General features: G+C 63.0%; 15 protein-coding genes and 2 pseudogenes. 7 read left to right on the top strand and 10 right to left on the bottom strand.

The window, feature by feature from the left end; genetic code table 11:
- Nucleotide 1: 1 nt before the first annotated feature.
- From ispD to ACYCTF_RS03820, 4 genes are read right to left on the bottom strand one after another with little or no spacing between them, the layout of a single operon-like run.
- Nucleotides 2–709, bottom strand: coding sequence for a 2-C-methyl-D-erythritol 4-phosphate cytidylyltransferase (gene ispD / locus ACYCTF_RS03805; protein WP_461282815.1), 708 nt, complete (start codon nucleotides 707–709; stop codon nucleotides 2–4).
- 5 nt (nucleotides 710–714) lie between these two features.
- Nucleotides 715–1,215 (bottom strand): CarD family transcriptional regulator, encoded by a 501-nt coding sequence (locus ACYCTF_RS03810; protein ID WP_461284562.1) that lies wholly within the window; start codon nucleotides 1,213–1,215, stop codon nucleotides 715–717.
- 35 nt (nucleotides 1,216–1,250) lie between these two features.
- The gene (locus ACYCTF_RS03815) at nucleotides 1,251–2,879 is read right to left on the bottom strand and encodes an IS200/IS605 family accessory protein TnpB-related protein (RefSeq protein WP_461282817.1); all 1,629 of its coding nucleotides are present in this window, start codon (nucleotides 2,877–2,879) and stop codon (nucleotides 1,251–1,253) included.
- Nucleotides 2,876–3,454 carry an IS607 family transposase gene (locus ACYCTF_RS03820; protein ID WP_461282818.1) on the bottom strand — a complete coding sequence of 193 codons (579 nt, stop codon included), beginning with the start codon at nucleotides 3,452–3,454 and terminating at the stop codon, nucleotides 2,876–2,878. The genes ACYCTF_RS03815 and ACYCTF_RS03820 overlap by 4 nt, the downstream gene beginning before the upstream one ends.
- Before the next feature lie 457 nt (nucleotides 3,455–3,911).
- On the opposite strand from ACYCTF_RS03820, the gene mfd reads away from it, so the two are divergent.
- The 5 genes and pseudogenes from mfd to ACYCTF_RS03845 form a co-directional block, all read left to right on the top strand.
- Nucleotides 3,912–7,409: a transcription-repair coupling factor gene (mfd, locus tag ACYCTF_RS03825; RefSeq protein ID WP_461282819.1), complete on the top strand. Its 3,498-nt coding sequence runs from the start codon at nucleotides 3,912–3,914 to the stop codon at nucleotides 7,407–7,409.
- Nucleotides 7,410–8,412: 1,003 nt separating this feature from the next.
- Nucleotides 8,413–8,706 (top strand): annotated as a pseudogene (tnpB, locus tag ACYCTF_RS03830) (IS66 family insertion sequence element accessory protein TnpB); the annotation flags it as partial.
- Nucleotides 8,707–8,745: 39 nt separating this feature from the next.
- Nucleotides 8,746–9,003, top strand: a complete 258-nt coding sequence (locus ACYCTF_RS03835) for an AbrB/MazE/SpoVT family DNA-binding domain-containing protein (protein ID WP_461282821.1) — start codon at nucleotides 8,746–8,748, stop codon at nucleotides 9,001–9,003.
- Complete coding sequence (locus ACYCTF_RS03840; protein ID WP_461282822.1) at nucleotides 9,000–9,326, top strand: type II toxin-antitoxin system PemK/MazF family toxin; 327 nt, start codon at nucleotides 9,000–9,002, stop codon at nucleotides 9,324–9,326. The genes ACYCTF_RS03835 and ACYCTF_RS03840 overlap by 4 nt, the downstream gene beginning before the upstream one ends.
- Nucleotides 9,327–9,464: 138 nt before the next feature.
- Nucleotides 9,465–9,584, top strand: a pseudogene (locus ACYCTF_RS03845) (transposase); the annotation flags it as partial.
- A 52-nt stretch (nucleotides 9,585–9,636) separates the two neighbouring features.
- Here the strand turns inward: ACYCTF_RS03845 and ACYCTF_RS03850 are convergent.
- Both ACYCTF_RS03850 and def read right to left on the bottom strand, forming a co-directional pair.
- Nucleotides 9,637–11,487: a putative bifunctional diguanylate cyclase/phosphodiesterase gene (locus ACYCTF_RS03850; RefSeq protein WP_461282823.1), complete on the bottom strand. Its 1,851-nt coding sequence runs from the start codon at nucleotides 11,485–11,487 to the stop codon at nucleotides 9,637–9,639.
- A gap of 291 nt (nucleotides 11,488–11,778) precedes the next feature.
- A complete protein-coding gene (def, locus tag ACYCTF_RS03855) occupies nucleotides 11,779–12,315 on the bottom strand; it encodes a peptide deformylase (RefSeq protein WP_461282824.1) in 537 nt (178 codons plus the stop codon).
- Nucleotides 12,316–12,374: 59 nt separating this feature from the next.
- Between def and ACYCTF_RS03860 the strand changes: the two genes are divergently transcribed.
- The gene (locus ACYCTF_RS03860; RefSeq protein WP_461282825.1) at nucleotides 12,375–13,019 is read left to right on the top strand and encodes a CsiV family protein; all 645 of its coding nucleotides are present in this window, start codon (nucleotides 12,375–12,377) and stop codon (nucleotides 13,017–13,019) included.
- A gap of 31 nt (nucleotides 13,020–13,050) precedes the next feature.
- On the opposite strand, the gene ACYCTF_RS03865 is transcribed toward ACYCTF_RS03860, so the two are convergent.
- From ACYCTF_RS03865 to galU, 4 genes are all read right to left on the bottom strand, one after another.
- Entirely contained in the window at nucleotides 13,051–13,800 is a 750-nt protein-coding gene (locus ACYCTF_RS03865; protein WP_461282826.1) for an S-methyl-5'-thioinosine phosphorylase, read from the bottom strand.
- Between the two features lie 145 nt (nucleotides 13,801–13,945).
- Nucleotides 13,946–14,503: a hypoxanthine-guanine phosphoribosyltransferase gene (locus ACYCTF_RS03870; protein WP_461282827.1), complete on the bottom strand. Its 558-nt coding sequence runs from the start codon at nucleotides 14,501–14,503 to the stop codon at nucleotides 13,946–13,948.
- Nucleotides 14,504–14,512: 9 nt separating this feature from the next.
- Nucleotides 14,513–14,881, bottom strand: a complete 369-nt coding sequence (locus ACYCTF_RS03875; RefSeq protein WP_461282828.1) for a DsrE family protein — start codon at nucleotides 14,879–14,881, stop codon at nucleotides 14,513–14,515.
- Between the two features lie 149 nt (nucleotides 14,882–15,030).
- Complete coding sequence (gene galU, locus ACYCTF_RS03880; RefSeq protein WP_461282829.1) at nucleotides 15,031–15,900, bottom strand: UTP--glucose-1-phosphate uridylyltransferase GalU; 870 nt, start codon at nucleotides 15,898–15,900, stop codon at nucleotides 15,031–15,033.
- Nucleotides 15,901–16,921: 1,021 nt separating this feature from the next.
- On the opposite strand from galU, the gene ACYCTF_RS03885 reads away from it, so the two are divergent.
- Nucleotides 16,922–17,656 carry an SDR family oxidoreductase gene (locus ACYCTF_RS03885; RefSeq protein ID WP_461282830.1) on the top strand — a complete coding sequence of 245 codons (735 nt, stop codon included), beginning with the start codon at nucleotides 16,922–16,924 and terminating at the stop codon, nucleotides 17,654–17,656.
- Nucleotides 17,657–17,837: the final 181 nt, after the last annotated feature.

Below are 17,837 nucleotides of genomic sequence, written 5' to 3' on the forward strand. Positions count from 1 at the left end.
GTCATCCGCTCCGAGAATCTTGTTGCGCCAGATAGATCTCCGCGAGGGCCAGGTCCTCGGGCATCGTGATCTTGAGGTTGTCGTGGCTGCCGGCCACGAGGCGGGGGTGGCCACCCATACGTTCCACGGCCGCCGCCTCGTCGGTCACAAGCTCATTGGCCGCCACCGCCGCCGACAGCGCCGCATAGAGCCGCTCGAATCGGAAGACCTGCGGCGTCTGGGCAAGCCAGAGGTCACGGCGATCGACGGTGGCGATCACTTCGCGCTGCGCATCGCCGCGCTTGACCGTATCGGCCACAGGACGCGCCAGGAGCGCGCCATCGGGCGACTCGAGCGCCGCCTCGTGGAGACGCCGCAAATCGGCTTCGCGGACACAAGGGCGCGCAGCGTCATGCACAAACACGAGATCGCCCGAGGCCGCCTCGCCGCCCAGGGCCGCGAGTCCGTTCAGGACCGTGAGGGCGCGCTCGCCACCGCCTACGAAGGTCAAAAGCGGCGTGGTCAGCGTCGGCCGCACGGCCGCCCAATAGGTATCGTCGGGGGCAAGACCCACTGCGATGGCGCGCGCGCGCAGGCAATCGAGTCGTCGCAAGGTCTGGGCGATGACTGTGGCGCCTGCGAGCGGAAGGTATTGCTTCGGGCGCGAGGCCCCGAATCGCATACCGCGGCCAGCGGCCGGCACGACGACAAAAACGCGAGGAGATGACACCTGCCCTAGGTTCCCAGTCCCACCGATCCCCGGATGACCTCACGCGCAGCCTCAAGACTCACGCCCTGGGCTACGGCGAGTTCTCGGGTGAGATAACCGTCAGCCAATTCCAAGAGGCGTGCCTCTTCGAACGACAGGCCGGCCTCGGCCTTCAGGCGCAGCAGATCGCGCACCGCCGAACCCACCTGCAGGACCCCGCCGGACTGAATGCGTCGTTCGAGATCCTTGTAGTGCTCGGCCCAGGGGCCCGCCGGCCGCGCGCTACTTTTGTCGGCTAAGACCGCGAGAAGCTCCTTCACGCCCTTGCCATGCAAGAGCGGACGCAGGCCATTGCTCACAGCACGGGTCTTCGGCACCTTGATCGTGACGCGGTTCTCGGGGATCCGTATGACGTAGCAGAGCTCATGCTCGACCCCGAAGACCACTTCCTCCATGCCCTCTATGACCCCGACACCGGCGGTGGGGTAAAAGACATCCTGCCCGACCTTGAAGTCACCTTTTTTCATAGACCGTTCCTAAAACCATGTCCTTGTCTCCCCCATTAGAAGGGAACATCTGGCCAGACGCTCTCCGAACAGTGCTGAGAGCGATTCGCGCCACGGGATCGCACCGTGGAATTCCAGGTAGGACTCAATCCCGGCCTTTCGGGCGGGAGAGGTGGTGGAGCGGTTTGTTGCGCTCCACACCGGAAATGCGCTACATGCGCCGCTTTGAGCGTTGTCCCAACCTTCGACCAGAACGACCACACATGCTTTGCCCGATTCCTTGCAGGTAGGGCGAAGGTGACATGGCCGCCGTTGCGAGTCGGCACGATGGCCTGCTGCACGGTCGGGCGTTCAGACAACCCCAATCCTCGACGGGCGATGGCGTAAGCCGCGCCCTGATGAACAGAAATACCTTTTTGTTGGGCGAAATTCACCGCCCCGATCACCGACGTATACGCCGGATTGACTTCGATCACCTCGACGCCGTGACGGAATGCGGCCGCCTTGATGGCTGAGGCCACCTTGTGGCAAGCCAACGACGAGAGGATTCGCGCCTGCTTGGGATCGGTGGTTTCGAGTTCGGACTTTTTCTTCTGAAAGTTGAGCGCTTCCACCACAACCGGCTTTGCGGCCGCTTGCGCCTGCGCGGCAATCGATATGGCAACATCGCCGATGGTCGCCTTCGCTTGGTCTCGCGTCTTCCCATAGGTAATCAGATCGATGCGCCGAGCGTCAATCAGGTTGCCGAACCGGTCCGTTTCCGACACGGCCAGGTGGTCCGCATTGACATCGACGCCGATAGCGCCGAGTTCTTTCCGGGATACCCGCTCGACGGGACGGGCGTCGACGCTAACGAAGATTCGCCAGCCCTTGTCGTCGCGGACGAAACGATAACTGAGCGCCGTGCCTATGCGCTTCACGGTCGGTTTGCCGTCCTTGGTCTTGCTGTGAATGCGCTGACTGGCGCCAAGTGCCGCGATGATTTGCTCGTGGCCGTAGACGAAGCGGACGTTCTGAATGATCAGGTACTTGCCGGTCGCCGCCATCGCGTTGGGCAGGCGCAGTTGTATGCTTAGCGTACCATCCTCGGCAACGAACGCCTGACACGACTGATTGCCCGCCGTCTCATCCTGACTGCCCAAGACGAAGAACTGGCTCGACCGCGCCTGTTGCCAGTCAGCTTTCCATTCGCCATGATCGGCATAGCCGTTGGCTTCCAGGTCGAACTGGGCGTGAAACAGCTTCTTGCTGCCGAAGCAGAGTCGAACGATTCCGGCTTGGTGGTCCGCCTTCAGGGCAACGAGCCGGCCTTGCAGGCTCATCAACCGGCGTTTCTTCTGGTGCAGCTTGTGGGAACCGGGCGCTTTTGCTTCCAGTTGGGCGACGAGCCTGGCCGCTTTGCAAATGCGGTTCTCGGCCTCGGCAATCAGTTTCGGGCAACGTTCCTTGATCGCATCGATCTTGCCTTCCAGTTCCACGCGCATCGCATTGAACTGCCGCGCCGAAATACCGAATCGTGGTTGGAATTCGCGCTTCAGATCGTTCAGCGAGCCACCGGCCTGGACCGCTGCGAACAGGCAGCGCTCGGCCTTGCCATACAGCTCGACATAGGCGCCTAACGTATCGCATTCACCCGGCGTGAGTGCCGGACGCGTCTGGTAGGTGAAGATCGGGCGGTCACTCATGGCGACGTAACCTCCGGTTCATGCAGCGCATTCAAGGCTTTTTGCACACGGTTCCTGGCGGATCGTTTGCCATAGAGCCTCGCACCCATCGAGACCATGACCTCATGTAGATCGGGGACAATGTCGTCAGTCATCTCGTCAGGTTCCACCACAATGAGTCGGCGTCCCTGGGCGGACAAAGCGGCTTCGACATACTCGAAACCGAAGCGCATTAGCCGCTCGCGGTGTTCTACCACAATCGCGTTAACCTGGGGGTTGGACAACAACTTCAGCATGTTGCGCCGATGCCCATTGAGTCCGGAGCCGACCTCTCGCACAGATTCGACCACAAGCAGCCGCCGTTCCGCGACATATTCCGACAAACGGGCGAGTTGCCGGTCCAGATCCGCTTTCTGGTCCGCGCGTGACACCCGCGCATACAGCGCTACGCCTTGTGGCTTGGTCTCTGCCGGGTGGACAATGATCGTCCCTACGGGCAACTGTTCAGCAGGCAAAGGCAACTTGCCCGCATGGAACATCTTCCATGCCCCCTTGTAGGTGAGGCCCTGCTGTTTTGCCCATACACTAAATTTCATTTGGAACATTATGCCATAAAATACACTTCAATGCCCGAAATTGAGCCACTGTCGGCAGTCCTTCGCGGACCGAACTCCGACAGAATACGCGCCTCCAAGGCCGCACCTTCGGCAGTCGGCGCTCGCACCCGGCTTTCGCTCGTGCTTCGCATCGCCATTCCGACCCCTGCGACCTCAGCTTGCTGTCGCGTCATCAAGTACACCCGCGCCATGGACTCCATTATGCCCTGAAGACCTGAAGACCTGAAGACGGACAACGAAAGCGCATAAAGCCTCCGTTTTGACCCGCACGCGCCGACCCGGCGCCTGGGGTATCGCCCAAGAATCATTGTACGAGGATGTCGGCACGCCCACATCCCACCGCACCCCAAACAGAGTACCCGAGGGGCGGTACACGAACGCACCTCCACTACGGCGCTCCTCATCACGCCGCGCTTTGGATTACAATGCCGACCCTATGGTGACGTCCGCCCCCGAATCGAACGCAGTCTATTCCCCCCTGAATCCGCCGGCGCCGTCCGGACGGGAGCATTGGGTGGGACTCCACGCAAGCGCCCGCGGGCTTGCGCTCGCGCGGCTTGCCGAGAGCGGCCGCCTCCTCATCGTCGTCACGCAAGACGTGCGCTCACGCGAGCGCCTCGAAGACGAGCTTGCGTTCTACCGGGACCCGCGCGATCCGCCGGTCCTCACCTTTCCCGACTGGGAGTGCCTGCCCTACGACCGCTTCTCGCCGCACCCGGACATCGTATCCGAACGGCTGGCGACACTGGCGACCCTCCCGCATCTGACCCATGGCATCGTGCTCACGGCGGCGGCCACGCTCATGCATGTCCTGCCGCCCTCGTCGCACCTCCTGGGCCACAGCTTCCTGTTGCACATCGGGGACAAGCTCGATATCGACCGCTTCCGCGAACGCCTCGTACAAGCCGCCTACCACGCCGTGGGCCAGGTCATGGAGGCCGGCGAGTTCGCCATTCGCGGAGGGCTCGTGGATCTGTTTCCGATGGGCGCCGACACGGCCTACCGCATCGACCTCTTCGACGACACCATCGAGTCGATCCGCACCTTCGACCCGGAGACGCAGCGCTCACAGACGACGCTCCCTGAGATCCGCGTACTCCCGGCGCGCGAACATCCGCTCACAGCCGACGCCATCCAGACCTTCCGTTCGAACTACCGCGTGGCATTCGCAGGCGACCCGCGCGCGAGCGTCATTTATCGCGAAGTAAGTGAAGGCCGCAGCCCGGCCGGCATCGAATACTATCTGCCGCTCTTTTTTTCCGAGACCGCGACCTTCGTCGATTATCTGCCGGCCCACGCGATCCTGGTATTCATGGAAGGCGCGCGAGCGCAGACCGAGCACTTCGAGAAAGAAGCGGCGGAACGCTACGAGGCGACCCGCGGCCACATAGAGCGGCCGCTACTCCCGCCCGAGCGGCTGTTTCTTGCGGCGGCAAAGCTGAATGAGCGCCTGGCACCTTTCTCGGCCATCTCGCTCGCCGACGAAGGTGACGGGGTGGTACGACGCTTCGCCACCAGCGAACCGCCCTTCCTGCCACAAGAGACGCACACACCCGAACCCTATGCCGCCCTGCTCGCGGCGCTCGACACGGGCAGCCGACGCACCCTGCTCGTAGCCGAGACCGCCGGTCGACGCGAGGCCTTGCGCGACACCCTCGGCGCCCACGGACACCACCCGCGCCCCTTCGATTCGTGGCAGGCCTTCATCCAGGACGACGCGCCGCTTGGTCTCATGTCCGCGCCGCTCGACCGCGGCCTGGAGCTCGACGAGCCAGCCTTAAGCGTTATTGTCGAATCGCAGCTCTATGGCGAACGCGTGCAACAGCGACGGCGACGCGTCAAGGTCCGCGACCAGCAGGCCCTCCTGAAGGGCCTGGGCGAACTTAAAGCCGGAGATGCAGTGGTGCACGAAGATCACGGCGTGGGTCGCTATCTCGGGCTTGTGAAGCTCTCGGTCTCGGGGATCGAAAACGAGTTTCTGGCGCTCGAATACGCCGGCGGCGACAAGCTCTATGTGCCCGTCACGGACCTCCATCTTCTTGGACGCTATACCGGCACCGACCCGGACCGCGCCCCCTTGCACAAGCTCGGCAACGAGGCCTGGGACAAGGCCAAGCGCCGCGCCGAAGAGAAGGCCCGCGATGCGGCGGCCGAACTCCTCGAGATCTACGCACGGCGCGCGGCCAAGCCCGGATACGCCTTTGCGGCCCGGGGTCTCGAGTACACGCGCTTCGCCGATGCCTTCCCGTTCGAGGAAACGCCCGACCAGACGCGCGTCATAGCCGAGGTCTTGACCGATATGGAAAGCCCGCGCCCCATGGATCGCCTAGTGTGCGGCGACGTGGGCTTTGGCAAGACCGAGGTCGCCATGCGCGCCGCCTTCCTCGCGGTCCAGGACCACAAGCAGGTGGCGGTCCTCGTACCCACCACCCTGCTCGCCCAGCAGCACTATCAGAACTTTCGCGACCGCTTCGCCGACATCCCGGTGGAGATCGAGATCCTGTCCCGGTTTCGCAGCCGCCAAGAAATCGAGCAGGCCCTGAAACGCCTCGAGGCCGGTCACGTCGACATCGCCATAGGGACCCACAGGCTCTTGCAAGAAGACGTGCGCTTCAAGGCCTTGGGCCTCGTCATCGTCGACGAGGAACACCGCTTCGGGGTCCGCCAAAAGGAGCGCATGAAGGCGCTGCGCGCCCATGTCGACATCCTCACCCTGACTGCGACACCGCTACCGCGCACCCTGAACATGGCGCTCGCGGGATTGCGCGACGTCTCCTTGATCGGCACGCCCCCTCAGGATCGCCTGTCGATCAAGACCTTCGTGACGCCGTGGGACACGGCCTTGATCCGCGAGGCCTGTCTGCGCGAGATGCGCCGCGGAGGCCAGGTCTACTTCCTACACAACGACGTCCGCTCCATGGCGCGACGGGAACAGGAACTGAAGGCGCTTTTGCCGGAAGTCGACATCCGCGTGGCCCACGGACAGATGCCGGAGCGCGAACTGGAACGTGTGATGCTCGACTTCTATCACCAGCGCTTCCACATCCTGCTCTGCAGCACCATCATAGAAACCGGTATCGACGTCCCGACCGCCAATACCATCATCATCGAGCGGGCCGACCGCTTCGGCCTCGCCCAGCTCCACCAGCTACGCGGGCGCGTCGGCCGCTCGCACCATCGCGCCTACGCCTACCTCCTGACCCCGGACCCCGCGGCCCTGACCGCCGATGCCTGCAAGCGCCTCGACGCAATAGCCTCCCTCGAGGATCTGGGCGTGGGCTTCGCGCTCGCCTCCCACGATCTGGAGATCCGCGGCGCGGGCGAACTGCTCGGCGAATCACAGAGCGGCCAGATCAACGAAATAGGCTTCGGCCTCTACAGCGAACTCCTGGAGCGCGCCGTCGCCACCTTGAAGGCGGGGCACGAGGGCGCAGGAGAGGCGGTCCTCTTCACCCGCCAAACGGACATCGAACTGCACGTGCCGGCCCTGCTCCCCGAGGACTATTGCCCGGATCCCCACCTGCGTCTCGTGTTCTACAAGCGCATCGCCAGCGCCTCGAACGGAGAGCTCGACGATCTGGCGGGCGAGCTCACCGATCGCTTTGGCACACCCCCGAAGGCTGCCACGCGCCTTTTTCGACTCGCGCGTCTGAGACGGCTTGCGCGACCCTTAGGCATCACGCGTATCGATGCGGGGCCCAAAGGCGCGCGCATCCAATTCACGCCCAATCCGGCGCTGGATCCGGGGCACCTGATCGCACTTATGCAATCATCGCCCAAACAATACCGCTTGGACGGGCCCCAAGGCCTGCGGGTACAGGCGGAATGGGCCGACCCCGATACCCGCATCGAGGGGGTAATGGCGCTCATAAAGAGCCTCGGCGGCGAACCGCAGACACACGTCGAAACACCACCGCGCCGCCAGCACCGCTAAGCACGAGAGGCATACACGGACGCGAAAGGGTCCGCGGCACGCGCTGTGAGCATGATCAGGGCGTCACGCCATTCGCAGCCGGCGGCCCTGACCCGCGGTCTTTTTAGAGGCTGACACGGGCTCAATTAGGTAACGCGGAAGCCGCCATGGCCCACTGGCCTGTATACAGGCGCGTGCGGTCCGCCCCTACGACAGCGCTGTTTGCAAAACAGGCAATCCAACAAAGGTCGGGCTCCGCAGCTCCGCGGCTCAGGCTGCAGCTGGCAGGCCCTGCGAGACGTGTTGAATGTGAGTCAATCATCCACAGACTTGTCCACAAGTTTTGTGGACAACGCGAGCAAGACAATCCACAAGCCATCCGACTTTGATCGGATGCGCTGGATGCCGGGCAAGGTTCAGGTGAAGACCGACCGCCGGGATAGTGAACAACTTGCACGGTTGCACTAGGCCTGCGAGCTCAACGCAACTTGGCTCCCGGGACCGGAATCAGAAGCCGTGCGCGATCTCACCCCCGGGTATGCGGTGATCTAAGAGACATCGGTCGACGCTCTCGCCATGACCGAGCCGCAGACACCCGCGAGGCAGCGCCACTTGCGGGGCACTGCGTGAACGAGGATATGCGGGCGAAGTGCGTCTGGGCCCGACCCGGGTGAAGCGTCACTTCAAACGGGCACAGGGCAACAGTGCGGACATGACGGTCCCTGCCCCACGCCCACAAGATCGAATGCGGCAAAGCGGGGGGGGCGGACCGGGGCGCGGATTGCCTGAAGCGAGAGGCAATTCCGGCGATTACCACCCGCGTGACTGAAAGAATAAGGAGGGAAAGAACGAGCAGCAACGAGAGCCACGTCGAATGCGCGGGGGCCCGCGGCCCTGGATTGGACTCTTATCTGGTCGCTTGGTGCGGCTGACAGGCCCCGTAGACCTTGAGTGGCTGGCTGCGGTCATACGGCTGCTGGAGGCGCCGTGCTCCTAAGCCCCGGGGAGCCCCCTTTGGCTTGCCGCCGCCCCTGTCGATATGCGCTTAGTGACGGCCAAGCTTCACGGCGTTTTGGCCGCCGAGCCCTTCTGTGGTCACGCCTTTGTGTTTCGCAAGAAGCGCGGGGGGCGTCTCAAGCTCCTTTTCTGCGACGGTTTGGGATTGTTGTATCGGCGTCTCGATCAGGGCCGGTTTCATTGGCCGCGCGCGGAATCAGGAGCGGTTGAGCTCTCATGTGCGCAGTGGGCCCTATTGATGGAGGGGCGCCCCTGGAGCGCGTTGCCACTGCGGTCAGTCTTGCAGGATAGATTGGCTTGAGTTATACTTTAGTATAACTTAATCGCACGGAGGTGCGCCATGCACACAACCAATCTGCGCAAAGTGGGCGGCTCGATCATGTTGGCCGTCCCACCAGCCTTTCTCGATCAACTGCATCTGCAAGCTGGTGCGACCGTCGGCTTGGCCGTCGAACACGGCTGCTTGGTGGTCAATCCCAGCCCGCGACCGCACTACACGCTCGCGGAGCTGCTGGCCGCCTCTGACTATTCGCAGCCGCAACCGGCCGAGGAACGTGAATGGGTCGATGCGCCCGCCGTAGGTGGCGAACTGCTATGAGGCGCGGCGACATTTACATGGTGTCGCTCGACCCGACCGCAGGGCATGAGCAAAGCGACAGCCGCCCCGTCCTGGTCGTATCGCCGACCGAGTTCAACGAGGTCACCAAACTGCCGGTGATTCTTCCGATCACCAACGGCGGCGAGTTCGCCCGCCGCTTGGGCTTCGCCGTGGCCGTAACCGGCATCAAGACCACGGGCGTCGTTCGCTGCGATCAGCCGCGCGTGATCGACCTGGCCGCCCGCCACGCTCGCAAGGTCGATACCCTGCCAGAACCCATCATGGACGACGTGTTGGCCAAAGTCGCCACGCTTTTCGAGTAGGCCGAGCTTGAATGCATTTCGCCGCCTGGCAGCGAAGCTGGATCAATCGCATGATGGGATACGTGCCCGATCTGCACAAGATTTGGGTCGGAACACCCGACGACCAGCTCATGCAACTGAAACAAAGCGGTCGATCTGGTGCGACGCGCCGAACATCGCACCCTGAAAGCCCAGGGCGAGGAGACGCTCACGAAGACCCCCTATCTTTGGCTGAAGAACCCACTGAACTGGACAGATCGCCAGCGTGAGCGTTTCCAGGCGATCAAAGTCGATGCGCTGTGTGAAGCGCTACACCGCGCCATCCAGGCTCTTAGCTGGACACGTCGGGTGCATCCTCAAACTGTGGCGAGGCGAAATAGCGGCCCTGCGCCCAGTCGACCCCAAGGGCGGCCAAGGCATCGGCACATGCCTTATCCTCGACGCCCTCAGCGATCGTGCGAAACCCAAGATCACGCGCGAGATCCTGGAGACCACGGAGGATACGCCGACCTTGCGTGGTCTGGACCCGGTGCACGAGCACCTTATCCAGTTTGACAAAGGCGAATGGGAGTTCGGTGAGGTAGCGAAAAGAGGAGTAGCCGCTGCCAAAGTCATCTAGCGCGAGCCGGATGCCGAAGGCGAGGAACGGGGCAAGCGTCCGGCGCACGGCATCAAAGTCGCCCAGAAACTGCCGTTCGGTGATCTCGATGACCAAAGGCTTTTCGGTATCGGTATCCGCGCAGCACGGCATACTTGTACGCGTGATACGCTGAAGGAGATCCTGCACCCGTTCAGCGTGGTGGAAGAGATCGGTCGAGACGTTGACGAAATAGGCGATGGGCGGGTCTTGGGTATTGCGGGTGACTGCACAATGCTCGATGACTTGGCCGATCATGTCGTGATCGAGCCTATGGAGCCACTGGAACCGATCCGCCGCCTCGATAAAATGTTCGGCCTCCAGCACGCCCCCAGGCGTGATGATGCGCGCCAGGGCCTCCTTGGCCACGAGGCGACCATCAGCCAAGGCCACGATCGGCTGGTACGCCGGTCGCACCTGTCCCGACGTGAGCGCCGCCTCGAGTTGCTGGGCGGTAGAAAACAGGCTGCGCCCCCGATCACTCGCCCGAGCCGTCCGGTTGCGGCCGTCACGTTTGGCCTCGTAGAGCCCCATGTCGGCGTGATTCAACAGCGTCTGAACGCTGTCGCCGTCGACCGGAAAACAGGCCATCCCGAGGCTAACCGTCGCACGCAAGGCATGTCCCGTGCTCACTGCGAAGGAGTGAGCCGTAATGCCCGCGCGCAGACGCTCGGCGATTGCACCAGTAATCGCGCAGTCCGCGCCTGGCAGAAGGCACAGGAATTCTTCCCCACCCCAACGTCCCGCCTGATCCTCGGCGCGCAGAGACTCCCGAAGGATGCGGGCCATTTCCTGGATCACCGTATCGCCAACCCCATGGCCATAGCCGTCATTGATAAGCTTGAAGCGATCGATATCGAGAAGCAGCACACCATAGGTCTCGTGCGCTCGGCACGCTTCGCCATGCAGGCACTCCAACGCGCCCTGCATAGCGCCGCGGTTCAGCAAGCCCGTGAGGCTGTCGAAGGTGGCAAGCGTATTCAAGCGGTCGCGCAGGGCCGCCTGGGTCAGCGCCACCTGGGCTAGATGTTGAAACGCGACGAAGGGGGCCCAGCCCAAGCGCGCGAAATAATCCGGCTCGTCGGCATAGACCGCCACCAGGCCCTGCTTGCCGTCACCGGCCTCACCGAACGGAAAACTCGCCATTACCTCAAGACCGTAACGCAAGGCCTCGGCGCGCCAGGGCGCAAAGGCCGAATCCGATCGGACAGTGGCCAGTACAGGCCGTCCACCGGCCAAGGCGCGCAGAACCGGGCTCAAGGGGCGCGTGGCCTCGTCAGCCCCCAAGACCAGGGCCTGGGCGTATTCGCGAGCGGCGCCCACAGCGTAAGTCGGGCGAATGATGGTGGTGTCCGCGTTTCCGAGCCACATCCAGGCAAGCCGAATGTGGCGGGTCGCCGCCACCAGAGCATCGCAGAACGGTCGCAGGATGCTCTCAGCATCCCGGCCCTGAGCCAGACGCGCCGCCGCCTGCAGGAGTGCCGCCGTCACAGCCTCGCGTTCGACCTGAACAAGCTTGTCCGAGCGGGTATTGGGTGCGGTCAAAGAACCTCCCGGACGCGTCAGGAACTGAATGGTCGAGGCGCAGGCCGATGCGATGGGCCGGACACTGGCCGGCAACGCTGCCGCATCAAAGCCCCCACGGCGCCGCTGGGCGCAGCGACATCCCGGGACGCGGCGGCGGCACGCATGCTCACCATCCGGCGCGACCTCGATACAACGAACAAAACCGCGTGGCTTCTCGGCCAACGGTTCAAGTCCCGCGATCCCGGCCCCCGGAATCCTAGGGGCGCAGAGAAGCTATCGTAACCCTTTGCGGGCCGCGATGCGCATCGCTCATGCGTCGTCTCCGGCGAGGCCTTCCGGGAACAATACGCTCTCGTAACCGAAGAATCTGAGATCGCGGATGCGCGTCGGATAGAGAATCCCATCGAGGTGATCGCACTCGTGCTGCACGACCCGCGCATGAAAGCCCTCCGCCTCGCGGTCGATCGGGCCGCCCTCCATATCGTAGCCGCGGTAGCGTACGCGCCGATAACGGGGAACGAGCCCGCGCAGGCCGGGGACGCTCAGACAGCCCTCCCAGCCCTCCTCCTCTTCGTCGCTCAAGGGCTCGACGATGGGGTTAACGAGGATCGTCTCGGGAACCTCGGAGGCATGAGGATAGCGCGGATTGACACGGACCCCGAAGATTACGACCCGCAAAGGCACGCCGATCTGCGGCGCGGCAAGGCCCGCACCCTGGAGCGCCGCCATCGTATCCTTCATGTCGCAGACGAGATCGCCGAGGCTTGCCACCGAAATATCCGTGACCTCCTGGGCGCGCGCCCATAACAAGGGATCGCCCATGCGCCGGACCGACCTTACCGCCATGCCTTTACCCCTCGTCCGTTCCGCCCCATACTAGAGGCATTGTACCAAAGGAGCGTTTCGTGCGTCGCATAGCCCTGATTGCCCTCTCCGCCCTGGGTCTCGCCGCGCAAGCCTGGGCGGCGCCTGCCCCGCGCCTCTACGAGGTCGACGTGCTCGTGTTCGCGAACCATCTGCATAAGCTCAATGGCGATGAACACTGGACTCAGGAAAAGACTACCCCTATCGCAGGCTTCAAAAAGGCGCTCTCGCCCAGCCACGGCCTGCCTGCGTATTCACAGCTCGCGCTCGCACAGTCGCTCCTTGCCAACCACCCAAGCTACACGATCCTGGCGGCGCGCAGCTGGGTGCAGAACGCCGTCACCTTGAGCAAGACCAAACCTGTGCGCATCATGAGCCATCGTGACGGCGGGCGACTGAAGGGCGTCATTCGTGTCTTCCAGTGGCGACTCATGCATGTGGCGCTCGACCTGCATTACACGCCGTCCGGCGGGACGTCGGCGTCCAGCGCGTCGTCCGACACAGCCTCATCGTCGCTCTCGCCGTCATCCCTCTCGTCGTCCCCTGCAGCGAATTCCGTACCGACCTATCAGATGATCGAATCGCGGCCGGTGGCGCTGCGCCGGACCAATTACTTCGACCACCCGAAATTCGGCGTCCTCGTACGGGTCGTGCCTTACAAGGGACCCTTGACCGCGCCCCACTGAAGCTGCCTTCCGGGCGCCGCGTCCGGCGGGATCAGACGGCGTGCAGCCGCGGTATCGCGTGCTCGAGCAGCGTCCGGACCTTGGCCATGCCGGTTTCGAGATAGCGCTCGATCGCGCGCAGATCGATCTCCCCCTCGGATTTGCCAGCCGCGTAATTGGCCACCACCGAGAGTGACGCGTAACAGAGCCCGAGTTCACGGGCAAGCGCCGCCTCCGGCATGCCGGTCATACCCACGATGTCGGCTCCATCGCGCTCGAACTTCAGGATCTCGGCAGCGGTTTCGAAGCGCGGCCCTTGGGTGGCCGCGTAAGTGCCTTTGGGCGCGAGCGCAAGCCCCGCGCGCGCGGCGCCGTCGCGCAAGACCTCGCGCAAGGCCTCGCAGTAGGGGTGGGTGAAGTCGATGTGGGTCACGGGTTCCGGATGGCTTCCGAAAAAGGTGTGAGCCCGCCCGTAGGTGTAATCGATGATCTGGTCCGGCAACACGAGGGTCCCGGGCGCAAGCTCGGTATTGATAGCCCCGACCGCGTTCACCGCCACGACATGGCTTACGCCGCACTCTTTCAGGGCCCACATATTGGCCTGATAATTCACGCTATGCGGCGGTATGGTATGCCCGTGGCCATGACGTGGCAGGAAGATCACCTCGTGATCATTCACTAGACCATAGAGCATGGGCGCCGAGGGCTCGCCGTAGGGCGTGCGCATGACACGGCGTTCGCGTACCGTGAGGTTACGCAGATGGGTCAGGCCGCTGCCGCCTATGATCGCAAGCGTCTTCATAACGTCCTCGCTTCAGGTAACCCGCCCCATGAGTCGCGGCAGGCCAGACTCCACATACTCCGGCCCGTCACGGGCCCCTCGCACCTGCGGAAGGACGCTTGGATGAGCGACACACTCGCAAGAGAGAGGACGGCAAAGCCAAACCTCAGGGCAGGGCGTAGATCTCGTCTGTGTTGCGCAGAAAACCTTCGTAATCCATGCCGTAACCGAAGACGTAACGGTCAGGGACGTCGAGACCGGAGAAATCGGCCTCGAGACCTTCCGGGCGCGTCCGTCGCTTCGTGACCAACACCGCCTTCAAAACGGCGGCCGCCCCGCGCGCACGCAAGGTGTCGGCAAGCGCCGCCAGGGTTACGCCTTCGTCCAGGATATCATCCAACAAGACCACGGTGCGCCCCGCCACCGGCAGGCACGGGCCGGCCTCCCAACTGAGTTCTCCGCCCGTCAACGCGCCACGATACCGCGTCGCATGGACGTAATCGACCTCCAGAGGAAAATGCAGGCGCGGCAATAGGTGCCCTGCGAACACCAGGGCACCATTCAAAACCACCATCACGATGGGGTTGGTCTGGCCCACCGCCGCCCCGATCGCGAGCGCCATGCGGTCCAGGGCCTGTTCGACATCGGCCCGGGCGTGAATCCGTTCAGCCGTCTCCAAAACCCGCCAGGCTTGGCGCGCCTGCGCGCCGCGATCGTTCCCCACGGCCACCGATCAATACGTGAAGGTCACGGTGTCATCATCCATGGCCTGGGTGATGACAAAGGCGCCGCCCACGGTCTCCTCGATCTCCGGAATGAGATCCTTGCCCCATAGGTCGAGGGTCGGCGTGCAAACCTTGAAATGGACGCCCGCTTCATGCGCGTCCTTGATAAAATCGTAAACCGACTTGCTGCTGCCTTCCTGCACGAAGAGCTTTTCAGCCACACCCTTGACCGCCAGCTCGCCTGCGCGCGCCGTAAGCACCACCGTCACGTCATACTCCATCGCCGCTGCGACCGTCGCCTGGAAAAACGGCGCGCCGAGCTCAGAAGGATTATGCGGGTCGGTATTCACCATTATCATCAAAAGCTTGTCAGCCATCGCTATGCTCCGCCCATACGATCAAAGAAAAGACGCGCGATTGTAACAGCCTGTGCTTATAAAGCCCATAGCTTGAGGTCGCAACCCAGGGTCCCGCCGCGGCGTCACCGGACACCAGCAACGGGACCGACCTCCCGGTGCCCTTTCCCCTATAGATTCAGCCCCTTCAGGTAGGCACGGAACTCCTTCTTCAGCTGCGGATGACGCAAGGCATACTCGACCGTGGCCTCGAGGTAACCGAGCTTGCTCCCGCAGTCGTAGCGCTTACCCTCGAATTCATAGGCTAGGACCTGCTCCCTCTCGAGCAGTTTAGCGATACCGTCGGTGAGCTGGATCTCACCCCCGGACCCCGCCCCAAGATTCTCTAGGAGATCAAAGATCCGCGCCGTGAGAATGTAACGCCCGACCACACCCAGGGTCGAGGGGGCCTCGGCCGGGGTCGGCTTTTCGACAATCCCCTCCACCCGGTGCAGACGATCATCCAACGGTCTCGTCCTTACAATGCCATAGGAGCCCGTATCCTCGCGGGCGATGTTCTGCACACCGATGACGGCGTTGTGGTAATGCGCATAGAGATCGACCATCTGCCGCAACGCAGAGGGCTGGGCGTCTATCAGGTCGTCGGCCAGGATGACGGCAAATGGCTCATTGCCCACCACCTGGCGCGCGCAGAGCACGGCATGACCCAGCCCTAAGGCCTCGGCCTGACGGATATAGATACAAGTCACCTCCTTTGGGAGTATGCCGCGTAAGGAGTGCAGTATCTTGTCTTTGCCGCGCACCTCGAGCTCGGCCTCGAGCTCGTAGGCCTTGTCGAAGTGGTCTTCAATGGCGCGTTTACTGCGGCCGGTAACGAAGATGAGTTCGGTGATACCGGCATCAATCGCCTCTTCCGCCGCGTACTGGATGAGCGGCTTGTCGACGATGGGCAACATCTCTTTGGGACTCGCCTTGGTCGCCGGCAGAAACCGCGTCCCCAGACCCGCCACCGGAAAAATCGCTTTCCTTACTGCTGTCACTGGATCAAGTCCCCCCGTTGCAAGATGCCAAGCCCTTCCCTGGCCTCTGCCCTGATTCTATAGGTAAGGATCGGCACGGCGCTATCCTTCCGTCCACCGAAACCGCCGGAGGCCCCGCGCATGGCCCAACTCCGGTGCGCAACGATCCCATCGTGGCGCCCCCCTCAAGGTTTGGGGTCATCAGGTCAATCGCCCACGATCACCCCCGTGACTGTAAGCCTTATGCGAGCGCACCTTCGGTCACCTGCCGGGAGTCTCGCATGATCAACGATAGAGGCATCTCGCCGGCTGCGATGACCCACGGGCGCGCTAGCGGGTCATGGCCGCCTCGCTGCGCTACGCCTATTTGCCCTGGCGCTCATGTATATATCGGCGGATCGTTTCCGCAGACACGCTACCGACATCGTACACCTATGTCCAAAATAGCTCGCGCCCATAGGCCTTTTTTGCCGAAGAAACTCTCCACGCAATCTCCTCGACATGTAATCTCTCAAGAGGCCCACGAGACGGCGGGCGCCCACCGAGGCGTGCCGGATACGAAGCGATGCGCATAGTCGACGTCCGCCTCTGTGACCTGAGCCGTAAACCTGTGCTGCGCGCAACATTCGTGGATGAGTCGCCCATAAGCGCCCCGACGCTACTTCGGAATCCAGACGAAGTGACACGCCGCCTAATAGTCCACCCATCGCGCTTTTCCGGTTGGCAAGGTGTCACCCATCACGCTAGAATAACAAACAGTGGCGCGCGCCCTGTCCCTCGAGGGGATTGGCTGGCATTTTCCAGCCATCACCCAAGAACGGCAAGTGATGCCCGCTTCCACCGCACATTACGTATCTCCGTCCGCAAAGCCGTAGTCGTTTGGGCGCGGACTAGCGTGCGCTCATCGAATCGCTCGCATCAAGTAACACACCAAAAACAGCGCAGTTTCCCCGCGCGAACAAGCCATGGTGTGTGAGGTACGCTCCGACGGCCCGACCCTTACGAAGGGACTGGGGAAACATCAATCGACAAGGAGGTGGGTATGCGCATGCAAGACATCCGTGGCAAAATCGCGGTCGTAACGGGGGCGTCGAGCGGCATAGGTGAGGCCGCAGCGCGGCTCTTGCACCAGGAAGGCCTCGAGGTCGTCATTTGCGCGCGCAGCCGCGACAAGCTCACGGCGCTGGCCCATGACCTGAAGGAGCGCATCCACCCGGTCACCGCTGATGTCGGCGAGCCCGAGCAGGTCGCCGCGCTCTTCGCCTTGGTCAAAGAACGCTTTGGCGGCCTCGACCTCTTGTTCAATAACGCTGGCGTCGGTTATCACGCGCCATTCGCCGACAGCAAGCCGCGCGAGTGGCAGCTCACCATAGACGCGAATCTCTATGGTGTACTGAACTGCACGCACGCCGCCATTCCGCTCCTGCGTAACCGCCCTGGCGCCATGATCTCCACAGTCTCGAGCGTCGGTGGCCGCTATGGCATCCCTGGATGGTCGGTCTACAACGCGACCAAGTTTGCGGTCGTAGGCTTCCATGATGCCCTGCGCAAGGAACTGGGGCCCGAGGGGATTCGCGTGGCCTTGATAGAGCCCGGTGCAGTCTGGACGCAATGGGGGCATAACGTCCCCGCCGACCAGATGACCGCCCGCCGCGAATCGCTTGATGCCCTGCACGGCGAAGATATCGCCCAGGCCCTCGTCTATAGCTTCGCGCAACCACCGAATGTACTGGTCGAAGAGATCCTGGTACGCCCGGTCCGCCAGATCAGCCCGTAGGCGGGCCGTCGACCCGCTTCAGCCCCTCCGGCCGCGCCCCGGAGCCCGAAATAAAGGGGGGTGCCCCTATGTCCTTTGTCAAGCATTTGTTGTCGATGCCGCATGATAAAAAGCGCCGTCACGCAACATCGCATACAGCACATCACTGCGCCTACGGGCCAGTGCGATGAGCGCCTGATTG

The sequence above is a fragment of the Acidiferrobacter sp. genome (assembly GCF_054609335.1).